Origin of the sequence: Zobellella endophytica (genome assembly GCF_003012775.1) — a bacterium.
GTDB lineage: Bacteria > Pseudomonadota > Gammaproteobacteria > Enterobacterales > Aeromonadaceae > Oceanimonas > Oceanimonas endophytica.
The window spans coordinates 15,106-30,316 of the sequence record NZ_PXYG01000012.1 but is presented as its reverse complement, the minus strand read 5'-3'; the positions used below and the strand labels follow the sequence as shown (position 1 = coordinate 30,316).

General features: G+C 61.3%; 15 protein-coding genes. 9 read left to right on the top strand and 6 right to left on the bottom strand.

Going from position 1 to position 15,211, the window contains the following annotated elements:
• Positions 1-39: 39 nt before the first annotated feature.
• Positions 40-408: a DUF4168 domain-containing protein gene (locus C7H85_RS18470; protein WP_158260121.1), complete on the top strand. Its 369-nt coding sequence runs from the start codon at positions 40-42 to the stop codon at positions 406-408.
• 146 nt (positions 409-554) lie between these two features.
• Here C7H85_RS18470 and urtE read toward each other — a convergent pair whose 3' ends face one another.
• From urtE to gdhA, 6 genes are all read right to left on the bottom strand, one after another.
• Positions 555-1,253 carry an urea ABC transporter ATP-binding subunit UrtE gene (urtE, locus tag C7H85_RS18465; protein WP_106731184.1) on the bottom strand — a complete coding sequence of 233 codons (699 nt, stop codon included), beginning with the start codon at positions 1,251-1,253 and terminating at the stop codon, positions 555-557.
• Positions 1,253-2,098: an urea ABC transporter ATP-binding protein UrtD gene (urtD, locus tag C7H85_RS18460; protein WP_106731183.1), complete on the bottom strand. Its 846-nt coding sequence runs from the start codon at positions 2,096-2,098 to the stop codon at positions 1,253-1,255. Before urtD ends, urtE begins: the two co-directional genes overlap by 1 nt.
• On the bottom strand, positions 2,095-3,201 hold the full coding sequence (gene urtC / locus C7H85_RS18455) for an urea ABC transporter permease subunit UrtC (RefSeq protein ID WP_106731182.1): 1,107 nt from the start codon (positions 3,199-3,201) through the stop codon (positions 2,095-2,097). The genes urtD and urtC overlap by 4 nt, the downstream gene beginning before the upstream one ends.
• Positions 3,202-3,204: 3 nt before the next feature.
• Positions 3,205-4,803 (bottom strand): urea ABC transporter permease subunit UrtB, encoded by a 1,599-nt coding sequence (gene urtB / locus C7H85_RS18450; protein ID WP_106731181.1) that lies wholly within the window; start codon positions 4,801-4,803, stop codon positions 3,205-3,207.
• Between the two features lie 349 nt (positions 4,804-5,152).
• Positions 5,153-6,463 (bottom strand): urea ABC transporter substrate-binding protein, encoded by a 1,311-nt coding sequence (urtA, locus tag C7H85_RS18445; RefSeq protein ID WP_245879720.1) that lies wholly within the window; start codon positions 6,461-6,463, stop codon positions 5,153-5,155.
• 252 nt (positions 6,464-6,715) lie between these two features.
• On the bottom strand, positions 6,716-8,068 hold the full coding sequence (gdhA, locus tag C7H85_RS18440; RefSeq protein ID WP_106731179.1) for an NADP-specific glutamate dehydrogenase: 1,353 nt from the start codon (positions 8,066-8,068) through the stop codon (positions 6,716-6,718).
• Between the two features lie 274 nt (positions 8,069-8,342).
• Between gdhA and mioC the strand changes: the two genes are divergently transcribed.
• From mioC to atpE, 8 genes are all read left to right on the top strand, one after another.
• Positions 8,343-8,801, top strand: coding sequence for an FMN-binding protein MioC (gene mioC, locus C7H85_RS18435; protein ID WP_106731178.1), 459 nt, complete (start codon positions 8,343-8,345; stop codon positions 8,799-8,801).
• 481 nt (positions 8,802-9,282) lie between these two features.
• A complete protein-coding gene (gene mnmG, locus C7H85_RS18430) occupies positions 9,283-11,172 on the top strand; it encodes a tRNA uridine-5-carboxymethylaminomethyl(34) synthesis enzyme MnmG (protein ID WP_106731177.1) in 1,890 nt (629 codons plus the stop codon).
• Between the two features lie 8 nt (positions 11,173-11,180).
• Positions 11,181-11,804, top strand: coding sequence for a 16S rRNA (guanine(527)-N(7))-methyltransferase RsmG (gene rsmG / locus C7H85_RS18425; RefSeq protein ID WP_106731176.1), 624 nt, complete (start codon positions 11,181-11,183; stop codon positions 11,802-11,804).
• A gap of 9 nt (positions 11,805-11,813) precedes the next feature.
• Positions 11,814-12,617 (top strand): ParA family protein, encoded by an 804-nt coding sequence (locus C7H85_RS18420; protein ID WP_106731175.1) that lies wholly within the window; start codon positions 11,814-11,816, stop codon positions 12,615-12,617.
• A complete protein-coding gene (locus C7H85_RS18415; protein WP_106731174.1) occupies positions 12,614-13,519 on the top strand; it encodes a ParB/RepB/Spo0J family partition protein in 906 nt (301 codons plus the stop codon). The genes C7H85_RS18420 and C7H85_RS18415 overlap by 4 nt, the downstream gene beginning before the upstream one ends.
• 190 nt (positions 13,520-13,709) lie before the next feature.
• Complete coding sequence (locus C7H85_RS18410) at positions 13,710-14,102, top strand: ATP synthase subunit I (protein WP_106731173.1); 393 nt, start codon at positions 13,710-13,712, stop codon at positions 14,100-14,102.
• Between the two features lie 8 nt (positions 14,103-14,110).
• Positions 14,111-14,890, top strand: a complete 780-nt coding sequence (atpB, locus tag C7H85_RS18405; RefSeq protein ID WP_106731172.1) for a F0F1 ATP synthase subunit A — start codon at positions 14,111-14,113, stop codon at positions 14,888-14,890.
• A gap of 61 nt (positions 14,891-14,951) precedes the next feature.
• Positions 14,952-15,176 (top strand): F0F1 ATP synthase subunit C, encoded by a 225-nt coding sequence (gene atpE, locus C7H85_RS18400; protein ID WP_071471457.1) that lies wholly within the window; start codon positions 14,952-14,954, stop codon positions 15,174-15,176.
• The last annotated feature ends 35 nt before the right edge of the window (positions 15,177-15,211 follow it).

Below are 15,211 nucleotides of genomic sequence, written 5' to 3'. Positions count from 1 at the left end.
TCTGATGGTATCAAACACACCGTGACCAAGGAGTCCATGATGAAAAAGACCCTCACCGCTTCAGCCCTGCTGTCCGCCCTGCTGCTGGCCACCGCCCCGGTTCACGCCCAGACCGATGCCCAAAGCGCGCCCCCGGCGGCGTCCCAGCCGGCCGCCAGCATCGATGATGCCCAGCTGGAACAATTTGCCTCGGCCCTGAACCATATTTCCGAAATCCAGGAGCAGGCCATGGCCGAGCTGAGCCAGGTGGAAGACCAGCAGCAAGCCCAGGTCATCCAGCAGGAAGCCAATGAAAAGATGGTGGACGCGGTCAACGAGTCCGGCCTGTCGGTGGAAGACTACAACCTGATCGCCAACCAGCTGCAGACCGATCCCGAACTGCAGCAGCGACTCGAGGCCCTGCGCTGAGCAAAACCGGCCACAGCGGCATCCTTGCCCCATGTAATGGCCCGCCCTGGCGGAACTGTAGCCTGATGACAAAGCCCGGTTGCCCGGGCTTTTTTGTTTTTGCAGTGCAACAAGATCGATGCCGCGCTCTGGACTGATCGGATCCGCTACACCGTCAGGTGGCGCTTGACCAGATCATCGGACAGCTCGGCGATCTCGCCCCTGGCCACTTCCCGGCCCCGATCCAGGATCACGAAGCGATCCGCGTACTTGCGGGCGAAGGGCAGCTTCTGCTCCACCAACAGCACGGTGAGTCCGTCTTCTTCCATCAGCCGGCGGATCACCTGGCCGATATCGGCGACGATGTTGGGCTGTATGCCCTCCCCCGGCTCGTCCAGGATCAGCAGCTCCGGCTCCAGCACCAGGGCCCGGCCGATAGCCAGCTGCTGCTGCTGGCCGCCGGACAGATCCCCGCCCCGGCGCTGCCGCATTTCCTTCAGCACCGGGAACAGCTGGTAAATCCGCTCCGGGATCCGGCGCAGGCCGTCGCCCCGGGCCGCCAGGCCGGTACGCAGATTTTCCTCCACCGTCATCAGCGGGAAGATCTGCCGGCCCTGGGGCACATAGCCCAGCCTGAGCCGGGATCTGTCCTCCAGCCGCTTTTTGGTGAGTTCGGTGCCGTCGTCCAGGCGGATGCTGCCGCTCTTCGCCGCCACCTCGCCCATGATGCATTTGAGCAGCGTGGTCTTGCCCACGCCGTTGCGGCCCATCACACAGGTGCAGCGGCCGCGGGGGATGTCCAGGCTCAGGTCCCAGAGGGTGTGGCTCTCGCCGTAGAACTGGTTCAATTTGTCGACTGTCAGCATCAGGCCACCTCGGCGCCGCTTTCTACCCCCAGGTACACTTCGACCACCCGTGGGTCGTTCGATACCTGATCCATGGTGCCTTCGGCCAGCACCGAGCCTTGGTGCAGCACCGTCACCTTGCGCGCGATGGAGCGCACGAAGCCCATGTCGTGTTCCACCACCACCACCGACTGCTTGCCCTTGCCGGCCAGCCGGGTCAGCAGCTCGGCGGTCAGCTCCATTTCCTGTTCGGTCATGCCCGCCACCGGCTCGTCCACCAGCAGCAACCGGGGCCGCTGCATCAGCAGCATGCCGATCTCCAGCCACTGCTTCTGACCGTGGGAGAGGATACCCGCCAGTTCGTGGCCGGCGGACTTGAGCCCGATCAGCGCCACCACCTCGTGGATGCGATCCCGCTGCGCCGGGCTCAGCCGGGCGGTCAGGGTGGGCAGCACCCGCTTGTCGGCGGCCATCGCCAGCTCCAGGTTTTCGATCACCGTCAGCTCTTCGAATACCGTGGGTTTCTGGAACTTGCGGCCGATGCCGAGCGTGGCGATCTCCGGCTCCGACAGCCGCAGCAGGTTGTGCTTGCTGCCGAACCACACCTGGCCCTTATCGGGCCGGGTCTTGCCGGTGATGATGTCCATCATGGTGGTCTTGCCGGCACCGTTGGGGCCGATGATGCAGCGCAACTCGCCGTCGTCGATGGTGAGGTTGAGGTTGTTGATGGCCCTGAAGCCGTCGAAGCTCACGCTCACGTCCTCGAGGTAGAGGATGGGGCCGTGGCGCACGTCCACCGGCGACACCTCGGGCACCATAAAGTCGAACACCTGATCCCGGCGGGCCAGGGCTTTGAACATGTTCATGCGCTTGCCTCCTTGGGGGCGGTGGAAGAACGGCGGCGGGCCAGCAGGCCGGCGATGCCCCTGGGCAACAGTACGGTAGCCACCACGAAGAGGCCGCCGAGGGCGAACAGCCAGGCGTCGGGCATGACCCCGGTGAACACCGTCTTGGCGTAGTTCACCAGCAGGGCACCCAACACGGCGCCGTAGAGAGTGGCGCGGCCGCCCAGGGCCACCCACACCACGATTTCGATGGAAAACAGCGGCGAGAACTCGCCGGGGTTGATGATGCCCACCTGGGGCACGTAGAGGGCGCCGGCCACCCCGGCCAGCATGGCGGACACCACGAACACGAACAGCTGCACCCGCTCCACCCGGTAGCCGATGAAACGGGTACGGGCCTGGGCGTCACGCGAGGCCACGCACACCCGGCCCAGCTTGCTCAGCACGATGGCCCGGCACAGCCAGTAGCCCAGCGCCAGGGCGATGCCGGAGGCGATGAACAGCCCCACCCGGGTGGCGTCGGCACGCAGGTCGAAGCCCAGCAGTTCGCGGAAGTCGGTGAGGCCGTTGTTGCCGCCGAAGCCCATCTCGTTGCGGAAAAACGCCAGCATCAGGGCGAAGGTCAGCGCCTGGGTGATGATCGAGAGATACACCCCGGTGACCCTCGAGCGGAACGCCAGGAAGCCGAACACCAGCGCCAGTAGTCCCGGCGCCAGCAGCACCATCAGAAAGGCAAACCAGGCCATGTCGAAGCCGGCCCAGTACCAGGGCAGGCTATCCCAGTTGAGGAACACCATAAAGTCCGGCAGCTCCGGGTGGCCGTACACGCCCCGGTCGCCGATCTGGCGCATCAGGTACATGCCCATGGCGTAACCGCCCAGGGCGAAGAAGGCGCCATGGCCCAGGCTGAGGATACCGAGATAGCCCCACACCAGGTCCACCGCCACCGCCAGCAGGGCATAGCTCAGGTACTTGCCGAGCAGGGTGACGGTGTAGGTGGACACGTGCAGTGGATGGCCCGCCGGCAGCAGCAGGTTGGCCAGGCTCACCAGCAGCAGAGCCGCCAGTAATACCGCCAGAAAAACCCGGGTCTGGCGCTCGCCCAAAGGTTTGGATAACCACATGGCTCAGCCCTCCGCCGCCCGGCCCTTCTGCGGGAAGAGCCCGCGCGGCCGTTTTTGAATAAACAGGATGATGAACACCAGCACCATGATCTTGGCCAGCACGGCCCCGGCCCAGGGTTCCAGGATCTGGTTGATGACCCCGAGCGAGAGCCCGGCCACCAGGGTGCCCCAGAGGTTGCCCACGCCGCCGAACACCACCACCATAAAGGAGTCGATGATGTAGTTCTGGCCCAGGTTGGGGCCCACGTTGGTGAGCTGGGACAGGGCCACCCCGGCCAGGCCGGCCACGCCGGAGCCCAGGCCGAAGGTGAGGATGTCCACCCGGGTGGCACGGATGCCCATGGCCCGGGCCATGGTGCGGTTCTGGGTCACGGCGCGCACCTCCAGCCCCAGCCGGGTACCCTTCATCACCCACATCAGGCCGCCGAATACCAAGAGGGCGAAGCCCAGCACATAGAGCCGGTTGAGGGTGAGCGACAGGGCGTCGTTCACCACCAGGGAGCCGCTCATCCACTCGGGGGTGACCACGGTGCGGTTGAGTGGGGAGATCAGGGTGCGCACCAGCTGCTGCAGGATCAGACTGACGCCGAAGGTGGCCAGCAGAGTTTCCAGCGGCCGTCCCTTAAGGAACTGGATAACGCCGCGCTCGATGGCAATGCCGGCGAGCGCCGCCACCAGGAAGCCGGTGGGAATGGACAGCAGCAGCGCCAGCCCAGGCTGGCCCGGCAGCAGTTGCTGCAGCAGCCAGGTGGTGTAGGCGCCGAGCATGATCAGTTCCCCATGGGCCATGTTGATCACCCCCATGACCCCGAAGGTGATGGCCAGGCCGATGGCCGCCAGCACCAGCACCGAGCCCAGGCTGAGGCCAAAATAGAGGGTCTCGGCGGCGCGGTTGAGCCGGAGGTTCTGCTCGATATCGGTGAGCGCCTTGCGGGCTGCCTCGGCCAGCTCGCCGTCGCCCGCTGCCGTCCGGTTGAGGACGATGCGCACCTCATTGTGCAGGCTGCCTGCCAGCTCCTCGATGGCGGTGATGTCGCCCTGCTCCAGCCGATGGATGGCCAGGGCCTGGGTCAGCCGCCGCCGGATCTGGCCGTCGGCCTCTTCGGGGATCAGCGCCGCCAGGGTGGGCGCCAGTTCGGTGTCCACCTCGCCCAGCAGCCGCTCGGCCGAGGCCCGCCGCAGGGCCGGATCGTCCGCGTACAGATCCAGCACCGCCAGGGCGCTGCGCAACTGGTTGCGCAGGCTGTTGTTGATGCTGATCCGGTTCAGATCCCGGCGCCCCAGGGTACCCAGATCTTCATTGTTAAGGGCATCGAGCACCGGCCATTGCCGGCCGCCGGTACTCATCACCAGCACGAAGCGCTGGTCTTCCTTGCTGCGTTGCAGCCGGCCGTCGAGCAGCGCCGCCAGCCAGTCCCGCGCCCGCGGATCCCGGCTGGCGACGATGGCGTCGATGGCTTCGCCCTTGGCCTCGAAGGCGCGCACATCCAGCGCCTCGAGCAAGGCCTGGCCGGCATCAATCTGGGCCGCCACCGGCAGCGCCGGGGCCAGCAGCCCCGCCACCAGCCACAGCTTGACCATCAGGCTCCTGAACATCTTCATGGTGTTATCCTTAATTTCCCAACGTTTCCGGGTCACAGAATGGAGCGCAGGCAGGCCGGCTTCGCTGCGCCCTTTGTCCTCCCTATCGCCCCGCTGCCGCCTGCTGGCACACCTTCAGACGGCGCTGGGGCTGGAAAGAGGCAACGGGGATTGCCTCCGCCGACCGTCACATGCCAGGGGGCGCGAAGCGCGGCGATACCGACAGTTTCCGCGACATTCGGCATGTGCGAGCCTACACGGACGTACTTGCAGCGTGTCGGCGGAGGTGGCCCTGTTGCCTCTTCTCTGCGTTAAATCAAACAGCCGGACTTGTGACTAAGAGCCAGGCTTCCCGCTCTCAGCTTCCGACTTAATCCCCCAGCGCCGCCTGAGCTTCCGCCTTGGCCTGGCTGCCGCCGCACTTGCCGGTGGTTACGTTGTAGTTGCCGCACTGCATGGGGGCTGTCCAGTCCGCCACCAGATCCTTGGAGCCGGGCAGGTAATCGGACCAGGCGTCGCCCATCACGGTACCGGTGGTCTGCCAGACCACCTCGAACTGGCCATCGTCCTGGATCTCGCCGATGAGTACCGGCTTGGTGATATGGTGGTTGGGCAGCATGGTGGCGTAGCCGCCGGTCAGGTTGGGCACCGTCACCCCGATGATGGCGTCCTTGACCGCGTCCACCTCGGTGGTGCCGGCCTTGCGTACCGCCTCGGCCCACATGTTGAAGCCGATATAGTGGGCTTCCATCGGGTCGTTGGTGACCGCATCGTCCTTGTCGGTGAAGTCCAGCCAGGCATCGATAAAGTCGCCGTTGGCATCCGCATCTACACTCATGAAGTAGTTCCAGGCCGCCAGGTGCCCGACCAGGGGCGCGGTATCGATGCCGGACAGCTCCTGCTCGCCCACCGAGAAGGCCACCACCGGGATGTCGGCGGCGTCGATGCCCTGGTTGCCCAGCTCCCGGTAGAAGGGCACGTTGGCGTCGCCGTTGATGGTGGACACCACGGCGGTCTTCTTGCCGGCGCTGCCGAAACGCTTGATCTCGGCCACGATGTTCTGCCAGTCGGCGTGCCCGAAGGGGGTGTAGTTGATCATGATGTCCTCTTCCGCCACGCCGCTGTCTTTCAGGTAGGCTTCGAGGATGCGGTTGGTGGTACGCGGATAGACGTAGTCGGTGCCGGCCAGCACCCAGCGCTCCACACCCAGCTCCTTCATCAGGTAGTCCACCGCCGGAATGGCCTGCTGGTTGGGCGCCGCGCCGGTGTAGAACACGTTCTGGGAGGACTCCTCACCCTCGTACTGTACCGGGTAGAACAACAGGCCGTTCAGTTCTTCCACCACCGGCAGCACCGCCTTGCGCGACACCGAGGTCCAGTTGCCGAAGATCACGTCCACCTTCTCCTGGGCCAGCAGCTCCCGGGCCCGCTCGGCGAACAGCGGCCAGTTGGAGGCGGGATCCACCACCACCGGTTCCAGCTGCTTGCCCAGCAGGCCGCCCGCGGCATTCTGCTGCTCGATCAGCATCAGTACGGTGTCTTTCAGGGTGGACTCGCTGATGGCCATGGTGCCGGACAATGAATGCAGTATGCCGACCTTGATCACCTCGTCCTGAGCGCTGGCGGAGAAGGATGCCAGGCCGGCGGCCAGCAGGGCGGAATAACAGAGGGATTTTTTCACGATAAGCTCCTTGTGCTGAAACACTTTTCGATTGCCTGCTTCGCTTGAAGCAAAGGCTGTGCCAGCAAGGAAATTCGTTTTCAAACCAGAGAGATACCCACTATGGGGTAATTGGAGTGCACCCTTTTCGTCCAGCATGGTGCAACCAAAAGAGGGAGAGGCAAAGCGCGCACCATAAGTGGGCAAGGCGGGCCGGAAAAATAAAAGCCCGGAATACCGGGCCTTGTTACCAAGGGAAAAGCAAGTACTCGCTTACACCACGCCCTGCTCGATCATGGCGTCGGCCACCCTGCGGAAACCGGCGATATTGGCGCCCAGCACCAGGTTGTGGGGCTCGCCGAACTCGGCGGCGGTAGTACTGGCGCTGAGATAGATGTTCTTCATGATCACCTTCAGCTTCTCGTCCACCTCCTCGAAGCTCCAGCGCTGCATGCTGGCGTTCTGGGCCATTTCCAGCTGGCTGGTGGCCACGCCGCCGGCATTGGCCGCCTTGCCCGGGCCGTAGCAGATCCTGGCATCGAGGAAGACTTCCACCGCCTCCTGGGTCGAGGGCATGTTGGCGCCTTCGGACACCGCGATCACGCCGTTGGCCACCAGCGCCTCGGCATCGGCCTCGGTCAATTCGTTCTGGGTGGCGCAGGGGAAGGCCAACTGGGCGGGAATGCGCCATACCGCGTGGCCGTCGGCCGGGTAGTCGGTCACCGGGATGAACCTGGCGTCCGGATGGGCGCTCAGGTACTCATTCAGCCGAACCTTGCGCACTTCCTTCAGTTCCTTCAGGGTCTGAAGATTGATGCCGGCCTCATGGTAGAGGGTGCCACTGGAGTCGGAGCAGGTCACCGGACGGGCACCCAGCTGGTACAGCTTCTCGATGGTGTAGATGGCCACGTTGCCGGCGCCGGACACCAGGCACTGCTTGCCGGCCAGGGTGTCGCCCTGGTCCGCCAGCATGTACTGGGCGAAGTAGACGCAGCCATAGCCGGTGGCTTCCTTGCGTACCAGGGAGCCGCCCCACAGCAGGCTCTTGCCGGTGAAGACGCCGTCGTAGTTGCCGGTGAGGCGCTTGTACTGGCCGAACATGTAGCCGATTTCCCGGGCGCCCACGCCGATATCGCCGGCGGGCACGTCGGTGGTGGGGCCGATATGGCGATACAGTTCGTTGATGAAAGACTGGCAGAAACGCATGATTTCGCCGTCGGACTTGCCCTTGGGATCGAAGTTGGCGCCGCCCTTGCCGCCGCCGATGGGCAGGCCGGTGAGGGCGTTCTTGAAGATCTGCTCGAAGCCGAGGAACTTGATGATGCCGGCGTTCACGCTGGGGTGGAAACGCAGGCCGCCCTTGTAAGGCCCCAGCGCCGAGTTGAACTCGATGCGGTAGCCCTTGTTGACCTGCACATTACCCTGGTCGTCGACCCAGGGCACCCGGAACATGATCTGCCGCTCGGGCTCGACCATGCGCTCGATAATGGCGTGACGCTTGTACTTTTCGCTGGTTTCGAGGATCGGCTGCAGCGAATCCAGCACTTCCTCTACCGCCTGGTAAAACTCGGCTTGTGCCGGACTGGTCTTTTGGAGCCTGACGATGGTGTCATGAATATAAGTCATTATTTTCCTTATTATTATTGCATTCTACGAATTGGGTACAATGAATATTCGAGATTGTATTGGAATACGAGTGACCACGCCCGGTCAATACCCAAATAGATAAATAAATATTCTTAAAAAAGGAATATTTATTATAAAAATAACCATCCCGATGTAGGGTTTCTACCGGAACCCCAAAAATCTCCTCCCCTTAATCCCTCCATTCGGCTCCTGTCCCGGCTGTCTTTTTGCCACCGGAGCGATAAAATGGGCAAAAATCATCCCGTGAGACAGCATGAATCATTTCACCCTCCTCGTCGGCTCTACCCTGGGTAGCGCGGAAGATCTGGCTGATCACCTGGCGCAAAAGCTGCGCGATCTCGGTCACCAGACAGTTATTCACACTTCTCCCCAGTTTGATCACATCTTGATCGAACCCGGGCACTACCTATTGGTGGTCAGTTCTACCCATGGCGCCGGCGATCTGCCCGACAACATCGCCTCCCTTTACCGGCAACTGGGCTCGGAAGCGGTGTCCCTGCACAGGCTGCAATACGGCGCCGTCGGCCTGGGCGACCGCAGTTACGATACCTTCTGCCACGGGATTCAAAAGCTCGATCAACGGCTGCGGCAGCTGGGAGCAGAACGGATCGGATCCTTGCTGGAAATAGACGTCAGCCTGCCGGATCAACCGGAAGACACCGCCGAGATCTGGCTCGATCAGTGGCTACAAGACCTAGGGATCCCCCGCTGACCGCCACTCCAGCGGGATCGCCCGGCACAGGATCCCCCCGGCGGGCGAATTTTCTTTCCACCAAGTTATCAACAGATCCGACCGATTGCATCATTCACCCCCCTCCCCCACGCAGATCACGTATTGTTGATAACTATGGATCAAACCGGTGTTAAACCTATAGTTATCCTATTGATTGATTTATTTTATGGGGGGTATGTGCATAACATCCCGAGTTAACCACCGGCTGTCCCGTCGTCCAAGGACCTTTGTCCACATCAATAGATCCCAAGTAACCGTATGATCTTACAGATCAAAAAACGCTTATACACAGATCTGGACGAGACTAATAATAGATCCAGTAGAAGATCGATCTAGAGATCTAAGATCTATTAGGATCTTGCCGATCCCCTTCCGATCCGGTTTCCATCGGAGAAGCAAAACAGCTAAAATGACCGCCCTTTTGGGATCCTTACACCAGCACGTTTCAAGAGTATCTGTTATGCAATATGAAGAATGGTTCGACGTCATCGTGGTCGGAGGCGGGCACGCCGGTACCGAAGCCGCCGCTGCCGCAGCACGCATGGGGGCAAATACCCTGTTGCTGACCCATAACGTAGATACCTTGGGACAAATGTCCTGCAATCCGGCGATCGGCGGCATCGGCAAAGGCCACCTGGTGAAAGAGATCGATGCCCTCGGCGGGATCATGGCGCGTGCCGCAGACAGGGCCGGGATCCAGTTTCGCACTCTCAACGCCTCCAAAGGCCCGGCAGTCAGGGCCACCCGAGCCCAGGCGGATCGTCAGCTGTACAAGCTGGCGGTACGGACCATGCTCGAAAGCCAGCCCAACCTGAAGATCTTCCAGCAGGCCTGCGACGATCTGCTGCTGGATGGCGATACCGTGGTCGGGGTGATCACCCAGACCGGACTGAAATTCCGTGCCAGGACGGTGGTACTGACCGTCGGCACCTTCCTCAACGGCCTGATCCACATCGGCATGGACAACTATAAGGGCGGCCGGGCCGGGGATCCGCCGTCGATCGCCCTGGCAAGCCGACTGCGTGAACTGCCGCTGCGGATCGACCGGCTCAAGACCGGCACCCCGCCGCGGATCGATGCCCGCAGCGTCGATTTTTCGGTGATGCAGCCCCAGCCCGGCGACGATCCCACCCCGGTGTTTTCCTTTATCGGCAGCCGGGCGGATCATCCCCGCCAGCTGCCCTGCTACATCACCCACACCAACGAGCGCACCCACGAGGTGATCCGCAACAACCTGGATCGCAGCCCCATGTACGCGGGGGTGATCGAGGGGATCGGCCCCCGCTACTGCCCCTCGATCGAAGACAAGATCATGCGCTTCGCCGACAAGGCCTCGCACCAGATCTTCGTCGAGCCGGAAGGGCTGACCAGCACCGAGCTCTATCCCAACGGCATTTCTACCAGCCTGCCGTTCGATGTGCAGCTGGCCATCGTGCGCTCGATCCGGGGCTTCGAGCAGGCTCATATCGTCCGTCCCGGCTACGCCATCGAGTACGATTACTTCGATCCCCGGGATCTGAAGAGCAACATGGAAAACAAGTGCCTGCACAACCTGTTCTTCGCCGGCCAGATCAACGGTACCACCGGCTATGAGGAAGCCGGCGCCCAAGGACTGTTGGCGGGGCTGAATGCCGCCCTGCGCGCCTTCGGCAAAGAAGCCTGGTCGCCGCGCCGGGATCAGGCCTACCTGGGGGTGATGATGGACGATCTGTCCACCCTGGGCACCCAGGAGCCCTACCGGATGTTTACCAGCCGGGCCGAGTACCGGCTGCTGCTGCGGGAAGACAACGCGGATCTGCGGCTGACCGAAGCGGGCCGGGAGCTCGGCCTGGTAGACGATCACCGCTGGGCCCTGTTCAGCGACAAGGTGGAGCGTATCGAGCAGGAAACCCGGCGGCTGCGGGAAACCTGGATCACCCCCAAACATGCGGCCGCGCCGGCCCTGAACGAAAAACTGAAAACTCCGCTCAGCCGGGAACACAACCTTGAGGAGCTGCTGCGCCGGCCCGAGCTGGATTACACCGGCCTGATGGCAGTCGAAGGCATAGGCCCGGGTATCGAGCATGAACAGGCCGCCGAGCAGGTGGAGATCCAGATCAAGTACGCCGGCTATATCGAGCGCCAGCGCGACGAAATCCAGAAGCAGCTGCGCAACGAACATACCCGATTGCCGCTGGATCTGGATTACCAGGAGGTTCCCGGCCTGTCCAACGAAGTGGTGGCCAAGCTGAACCAGGCTAAGCCCGAGACCCTGGGGATGGCGTCGCGCATATCCGGGGTCACGCCGGCGGCGATTTCGATTCTGCTGGTCCACCTGAAAAAACGCGGCCTGCTGCGCAAGTCGGCCTGAGGCGGGACATGAAACAGAAACTGCAACAACTGCTGACCCAGGCGGGTCTGCAGGTCAGTGAGGACCAACAACGGCAACTGCTGGAGCTGGTCGGCCTGCTCGACAAATGGAACAAGGCCTACAACCTGACCTCGGTGCGCGACCCCGACGCCATGCTGGTGCGCCATATCCTGGACAGCCTGGTAGTGAGCCCTCACCTCGAGGGGACACGCTTCATCGACGTGGGCACCGGTCCGGGGCTGCCTGGGCTGCCGCTCGCCATCATCAACCCCGACAAGCAGTTCGTGCTGCTCGACAGCCTGGGCAAGCGCATCCGCTTTATCCGCATGGCGGTGCATCACCTGGGCCTGACCAACGTGGAGGCGGTGCAGAGCCGGGTGGAGGCGTACCGGCCGGAGCAAAAGTTTGACGGGGTGCTGAGCCGGGCCTTTGCTTCCCTGGACGACATGTTAAGCTGGTGTGCGCATCTGCCGGCTCCCGGCGGGCAGTTTCTGGCACTGAAGGGACAATATCCGGAGCTGGAGCTACAATCGCTGCCTGCTCATCTCGAGTGTCACCGGGTGTATCCGCTCACCGTGCCCGAGCAGGAAGGGGACCGCCATCTGGTGGTTATTCAACAAGCCAGCCAATAGAGGTTTTCGGTGGGAAAAGTCATCGCCATTGCCAATCAAAAGGGCGGCGTGGGTAAAACCACGACCTGTGTCAACCTGGCGGCGTCCATGGCCGCCACCAAGCGCAAAGTGCTGGTGATCGACCTCGATCCCCAGGGCAATTCCACCATGGCCAGCGGTGTCGACAAATACCAGGTGGCCAGCACCGCCTACGAACTGCTGGTGGAGGAAATGCCGGTCGAACAGGTGGTCGAGCGGGAAACCAGCGGCGGTTATCACCTGATCGCCGGTAACGGCGATGTCACCGCCGCCGAAATCAAGCTGATGGAGTTCTTCGCCCGGGAAGTGCGGCTGCGCAACGCCCTGGCCCCGGTGCGGGACTACTACGATTATATTTTCATCGACTGCCCGCCTTCGCTCAACCTGCTGACCGTCAACGCCATGTCGGCGGCGGATTCGGTGCTGGTGCCCATGCAGTGCGAATATTTCGCGCTGGAAGGCCTGACCGCCCTGGTCGATACCATCAGCAAGCTGGCGGCGGTGGTCAATCCGGCGCTCAGGATCGAAGGCATACTGCGTACCATGTACGATCACCGCAACCGCCTGTCCAATGAGGTGTCCGATCAGCTCAAGGCCCACTTCGGCGACAAGGTCTATCGCACCGTCATTCCCCGTAACGTGCGCCTGGCGGAGGCCCCGAGCTTCGGTACCCCGGCGATGTATTACGATAAATCCTCGGTGGGTGCGAAAGCCTATCTGGCGCTGGCCGGAGAAATCCTGCGCCGGGCCGAGTGCGAGGAGTCGGCCCCCGAAAACCTGGAACACACCGTATGACCATGAAACGACGCGGCCTGGGCAAGGGGCTGGATGCCTTGCTCAGCACCAGTTCGGCGGCCAACCTGCGCCAGCAGCAGGCCGAAGTGCACTCCCGCGAGGGCGCCAACGGCGACTTGCTCAGCCTGCCGCTCAACCAGCTCCGCCCCGGCAAGTACCAGCCCCGACGGGACATGTCCCAGGATGCGCTGGCCGAGCTGGCCGCCTCCATCCGCCAGCAGGGCATCATCCAGCCGATAGTGGTACGCCCGCTGGAATCGGGAGGCTATGAAATTCTGGCCGGCGAACGCCGTTGGCGGGCCGCCCGGCTGGCCGGACTGAGCCAGGTACCCTGCCTGGTCAAGGAGGCGGAAGACCGCGAGGCCATGGCCATCGGCCTGATCGAGAATATCCAGCGGGAAGACCTCAACGCGATCGAGGAAGCCCAGGCACTGGCCCGCCTGATTGAGGAGTTTGCGTTTACTCACCAGACAGTGGCCGATGCCGTTGGCAAGAGCCGCAGCACCGTCAGCAACCTGCTGCGGCTGAACCTGCTCAACGATGACGTCAAGCGCCTGGTGGAGCATGGCGACCTGGAAATGGGCCACGCCCGCGCTCTGCTGGCGGTGGAAGGACAGCTGCAATCGGAACTGGCGCAGAGGGTGGCGCAGAAGGGCCTGACGGTGCGTGAGACCGAAAAGCTGGTCAAACAGACGATTACTCCGAAGAAAGAGAAAATCGAGCAGCCCAGATCCTTGCTGATGAGTCGGCTTGAACAGGAAATTGGTGAAAAATTAGGAACAAAAGTAGAAATCAAGTCGAGTCACAAAGAGAAAGGTAAATTAGTTATTTCTTATAACTCATTGAATGAGCTGGATAAAATAAGCCAGTTTTTTGGTATGGGTGAGGCTCCTGACACCTGATTTGTAGTAAACATTCAATCAGTTTAACCCGTTGTAAATGGTCGGAAAAATCGCGGAAAACCGTAAAAAATAAGGATTTCATGCAATTGCATTTGCGCCGTTCACGGGTATAATTTGACCTGCTTTTTTGGGGCTTATCTGACAACACCTCGGTGTGGCCAGCGGGCCCCTAACTGTGTCAGGAGTTGTTGTGAAGCAGAAGAAGTGGCTCCTAAGCGATAGACAGACGGCGCTGGTGATTCTGTTTTGCCAATTGCTCCTGGTGGTGGCCGTGGCCACCCTGTTTTTTTATCAGCAGGGTGACGTGGCCGCCCGTTCCGCCCTCATAGGGGGCGGAATCTACTGGGTTCCCCAATGTCTGTTCAGTGTGCGGGTGTTGATGCATAGCACCGACAACGCCACGCCGCGCAGTGTTGTGGCGGACTTTTACAGCGGGGCAGGGATTAAGTTCGGCAGCACTATCTTGTTGTTCGTGATAGCGCTCAAGTACATGGAGGTGCTTCATGCTCCCCTGTACACGGCTTACGCCCTAGCATTGCTGATGCAGTGGATTCTTTCATTCACTCTCAACAACCGTTACTAGGAAAACACATGGCTGCAACAGGAGATGTCTTAACTTCCCAGGGTTATATCTCTCACCACCTGCAACACCTGCAGGTCGGTTCGGGATTTTGGGCGTTAAATATCGATTCTTTGCTTGTTTCCGTTGTCCTGGGAATGCTGTTCTTGTGGGGCTTCAGCAAGGTTGCATCCCGTGCAACCAGTGGAGTTCCGGGCAAGCTGCAGTGTGCCGTTGAGTTGCTGGTCGAGTTCGTGGATAAATCCGTCAAGGACGTCTTCCATGGCAAGAGTGCGTTGATCGCGCCCCTGGCGCTGACCATTTTTGTCTGGGTCTTCCTGATGAACCTGATGGACCTTATCCCGGTCGACTATCTGCCCTACGGCGCTCAATTGCTGGGCGTTCCCTACCTGAGGGTTGTTCCTTCCGCCGATGTTAACATCACCATGTCCATGGCGTTCGGTGTCTTCTTCCTGATCATTTTCTACAGCATCAGGATGAAGGGCGTGTCCGGCTTCGTTAAAGAGCTGACCATGCAACCGCTGAACCACTGGTCCATGATACCCGTTAACTTGGTGCTTGAGACCGTGTCCATGATCGCCAAGCCCATCTCGCTGGGTCTGCGTCTGTTCGGCAACATGTATGCCGGTGAGATGATCTTCATCCTCATCGCCGGTCTGCTGCCGTGGTGGTCTCAATGGGTCCTTAATGTGCCTTGGGCGATTTTCCACATCCTGGTTATCACCCTGCAGGCTTTCATCTTCATGATCCTGACCGTCGTCTACCTGTCGATGGCCTATGAAGAACATTAATAAAAAGATAACAACATATTAACAAGCTGTCGTTCTAACCGCTAACAATTGGAGAAAAAAAATGGAAATGATTTTCATCGCTGCCGCTCTTATGCTGGGTCTGGCTTCTATCGGTGGTGCTATCGGTATCTCTATGCTGGGTGGCAAATTCCTGGAAAGTGCGGCTCGCCAGCCGGACATGCTGCCTGCCCTGCGCGGCAACTTCTTTATCGTGGTTGGTCTGGTTGACGCCATCCCCATGATCACCGTTGGTATGGCTCTGTACCTGATCTTCGCCGTCGCCTAATGGCCCGGTCTATCAATCAGTCTGCTAACCATTTT

What these genes read in the sequence shown, in the direction of transcription:
- C7H85_RS18470 (WP_158260121.1), top strand. Translation starts at nt 40, where the DNA reads ATGAAAAAGACCCTCACCGCTTCAGCCCTGCTGTCCGCCCTGCTGCTG.
- mioC (WP_106731178.1), top strand. Translation starts at nt 8,343, where the DNA reads ATGAATCATTTCACCCTCCTCGTCGGCTCTACCCTGGGTAGCGCGGAA.
- gdhA (WP_106731179.1), bottom strand. Translation starts at nt 8,068, where the DNA reads ATGACTTATATTCATGACACCATCGTCAGGCTCCAAAAGACCAGTCCG.
- mnmG (WP_106731177.1), top strand. Translation starts at nt 9,283, where the DNA reads ATGCAATATGAAGAATGGTTCGACGTCATCGTGGTCGGAGGCGGGCAC.
- urtD (WP_106731183.1), bottom strand. Translation starts at nt 2,098, where the DNA reads ATGAACATGTTCAAAGCCCTGGCCCGCCGGGATCAGGTGTTCGACTTT.
- atpB (WP_106731172.1), top strand. Translation starts at nt 14,111, where the DNA reads ATGGCTGCAACAGGAGATGTCTTAACTTCCCAGGGTTATATCTCTCAC.
- rsmG (WP_106731176.1), top strand. Translation starts at nt 11,181, where the DNA reads ATGAAACAGAAACTGCAACAACTGCTGACCCAGGCGGGTCTGCAGGTC.
- urtC (WP_106731182.1), bottom strand. Translation starts at nt 3,201, where the DNA reads ATGTGGTTATCCAAACCTTTGGGCGAGCGCCAGACCCGGGTTTTTCTG.
- C7H85_RS18415 (WP_106731174.1), top strand. Translation starts at nt 12,614, where the DNA reads ATGACCATGAAACGACGCGGCCTGGGCAAGGGGCTGGATGCCTTGCTC.
- urtE (WP_106731184.1), bottom strand. Translation starts at nt 1,253, where the DNA reads ATGCTGACAGTCGACAAATTGAACCAGTTCTACGGCGAGAGCCACACC.
- urtB (WP_106731181.1), bottom strand. Translation starts at nt 4,803, where the DNA reads ATGAAGATGTTCAGGAGCCTGATGGTCAAGCTGTGGCTGGTGGCGGGG.
- atpE (WP_071471457.1), top strand. Translation starts at nt 14,952, where the DNA reads ATGGAAATGATTTTCATCGCTGCCGCTCTTATGCTGGGTCTGGCTTCT.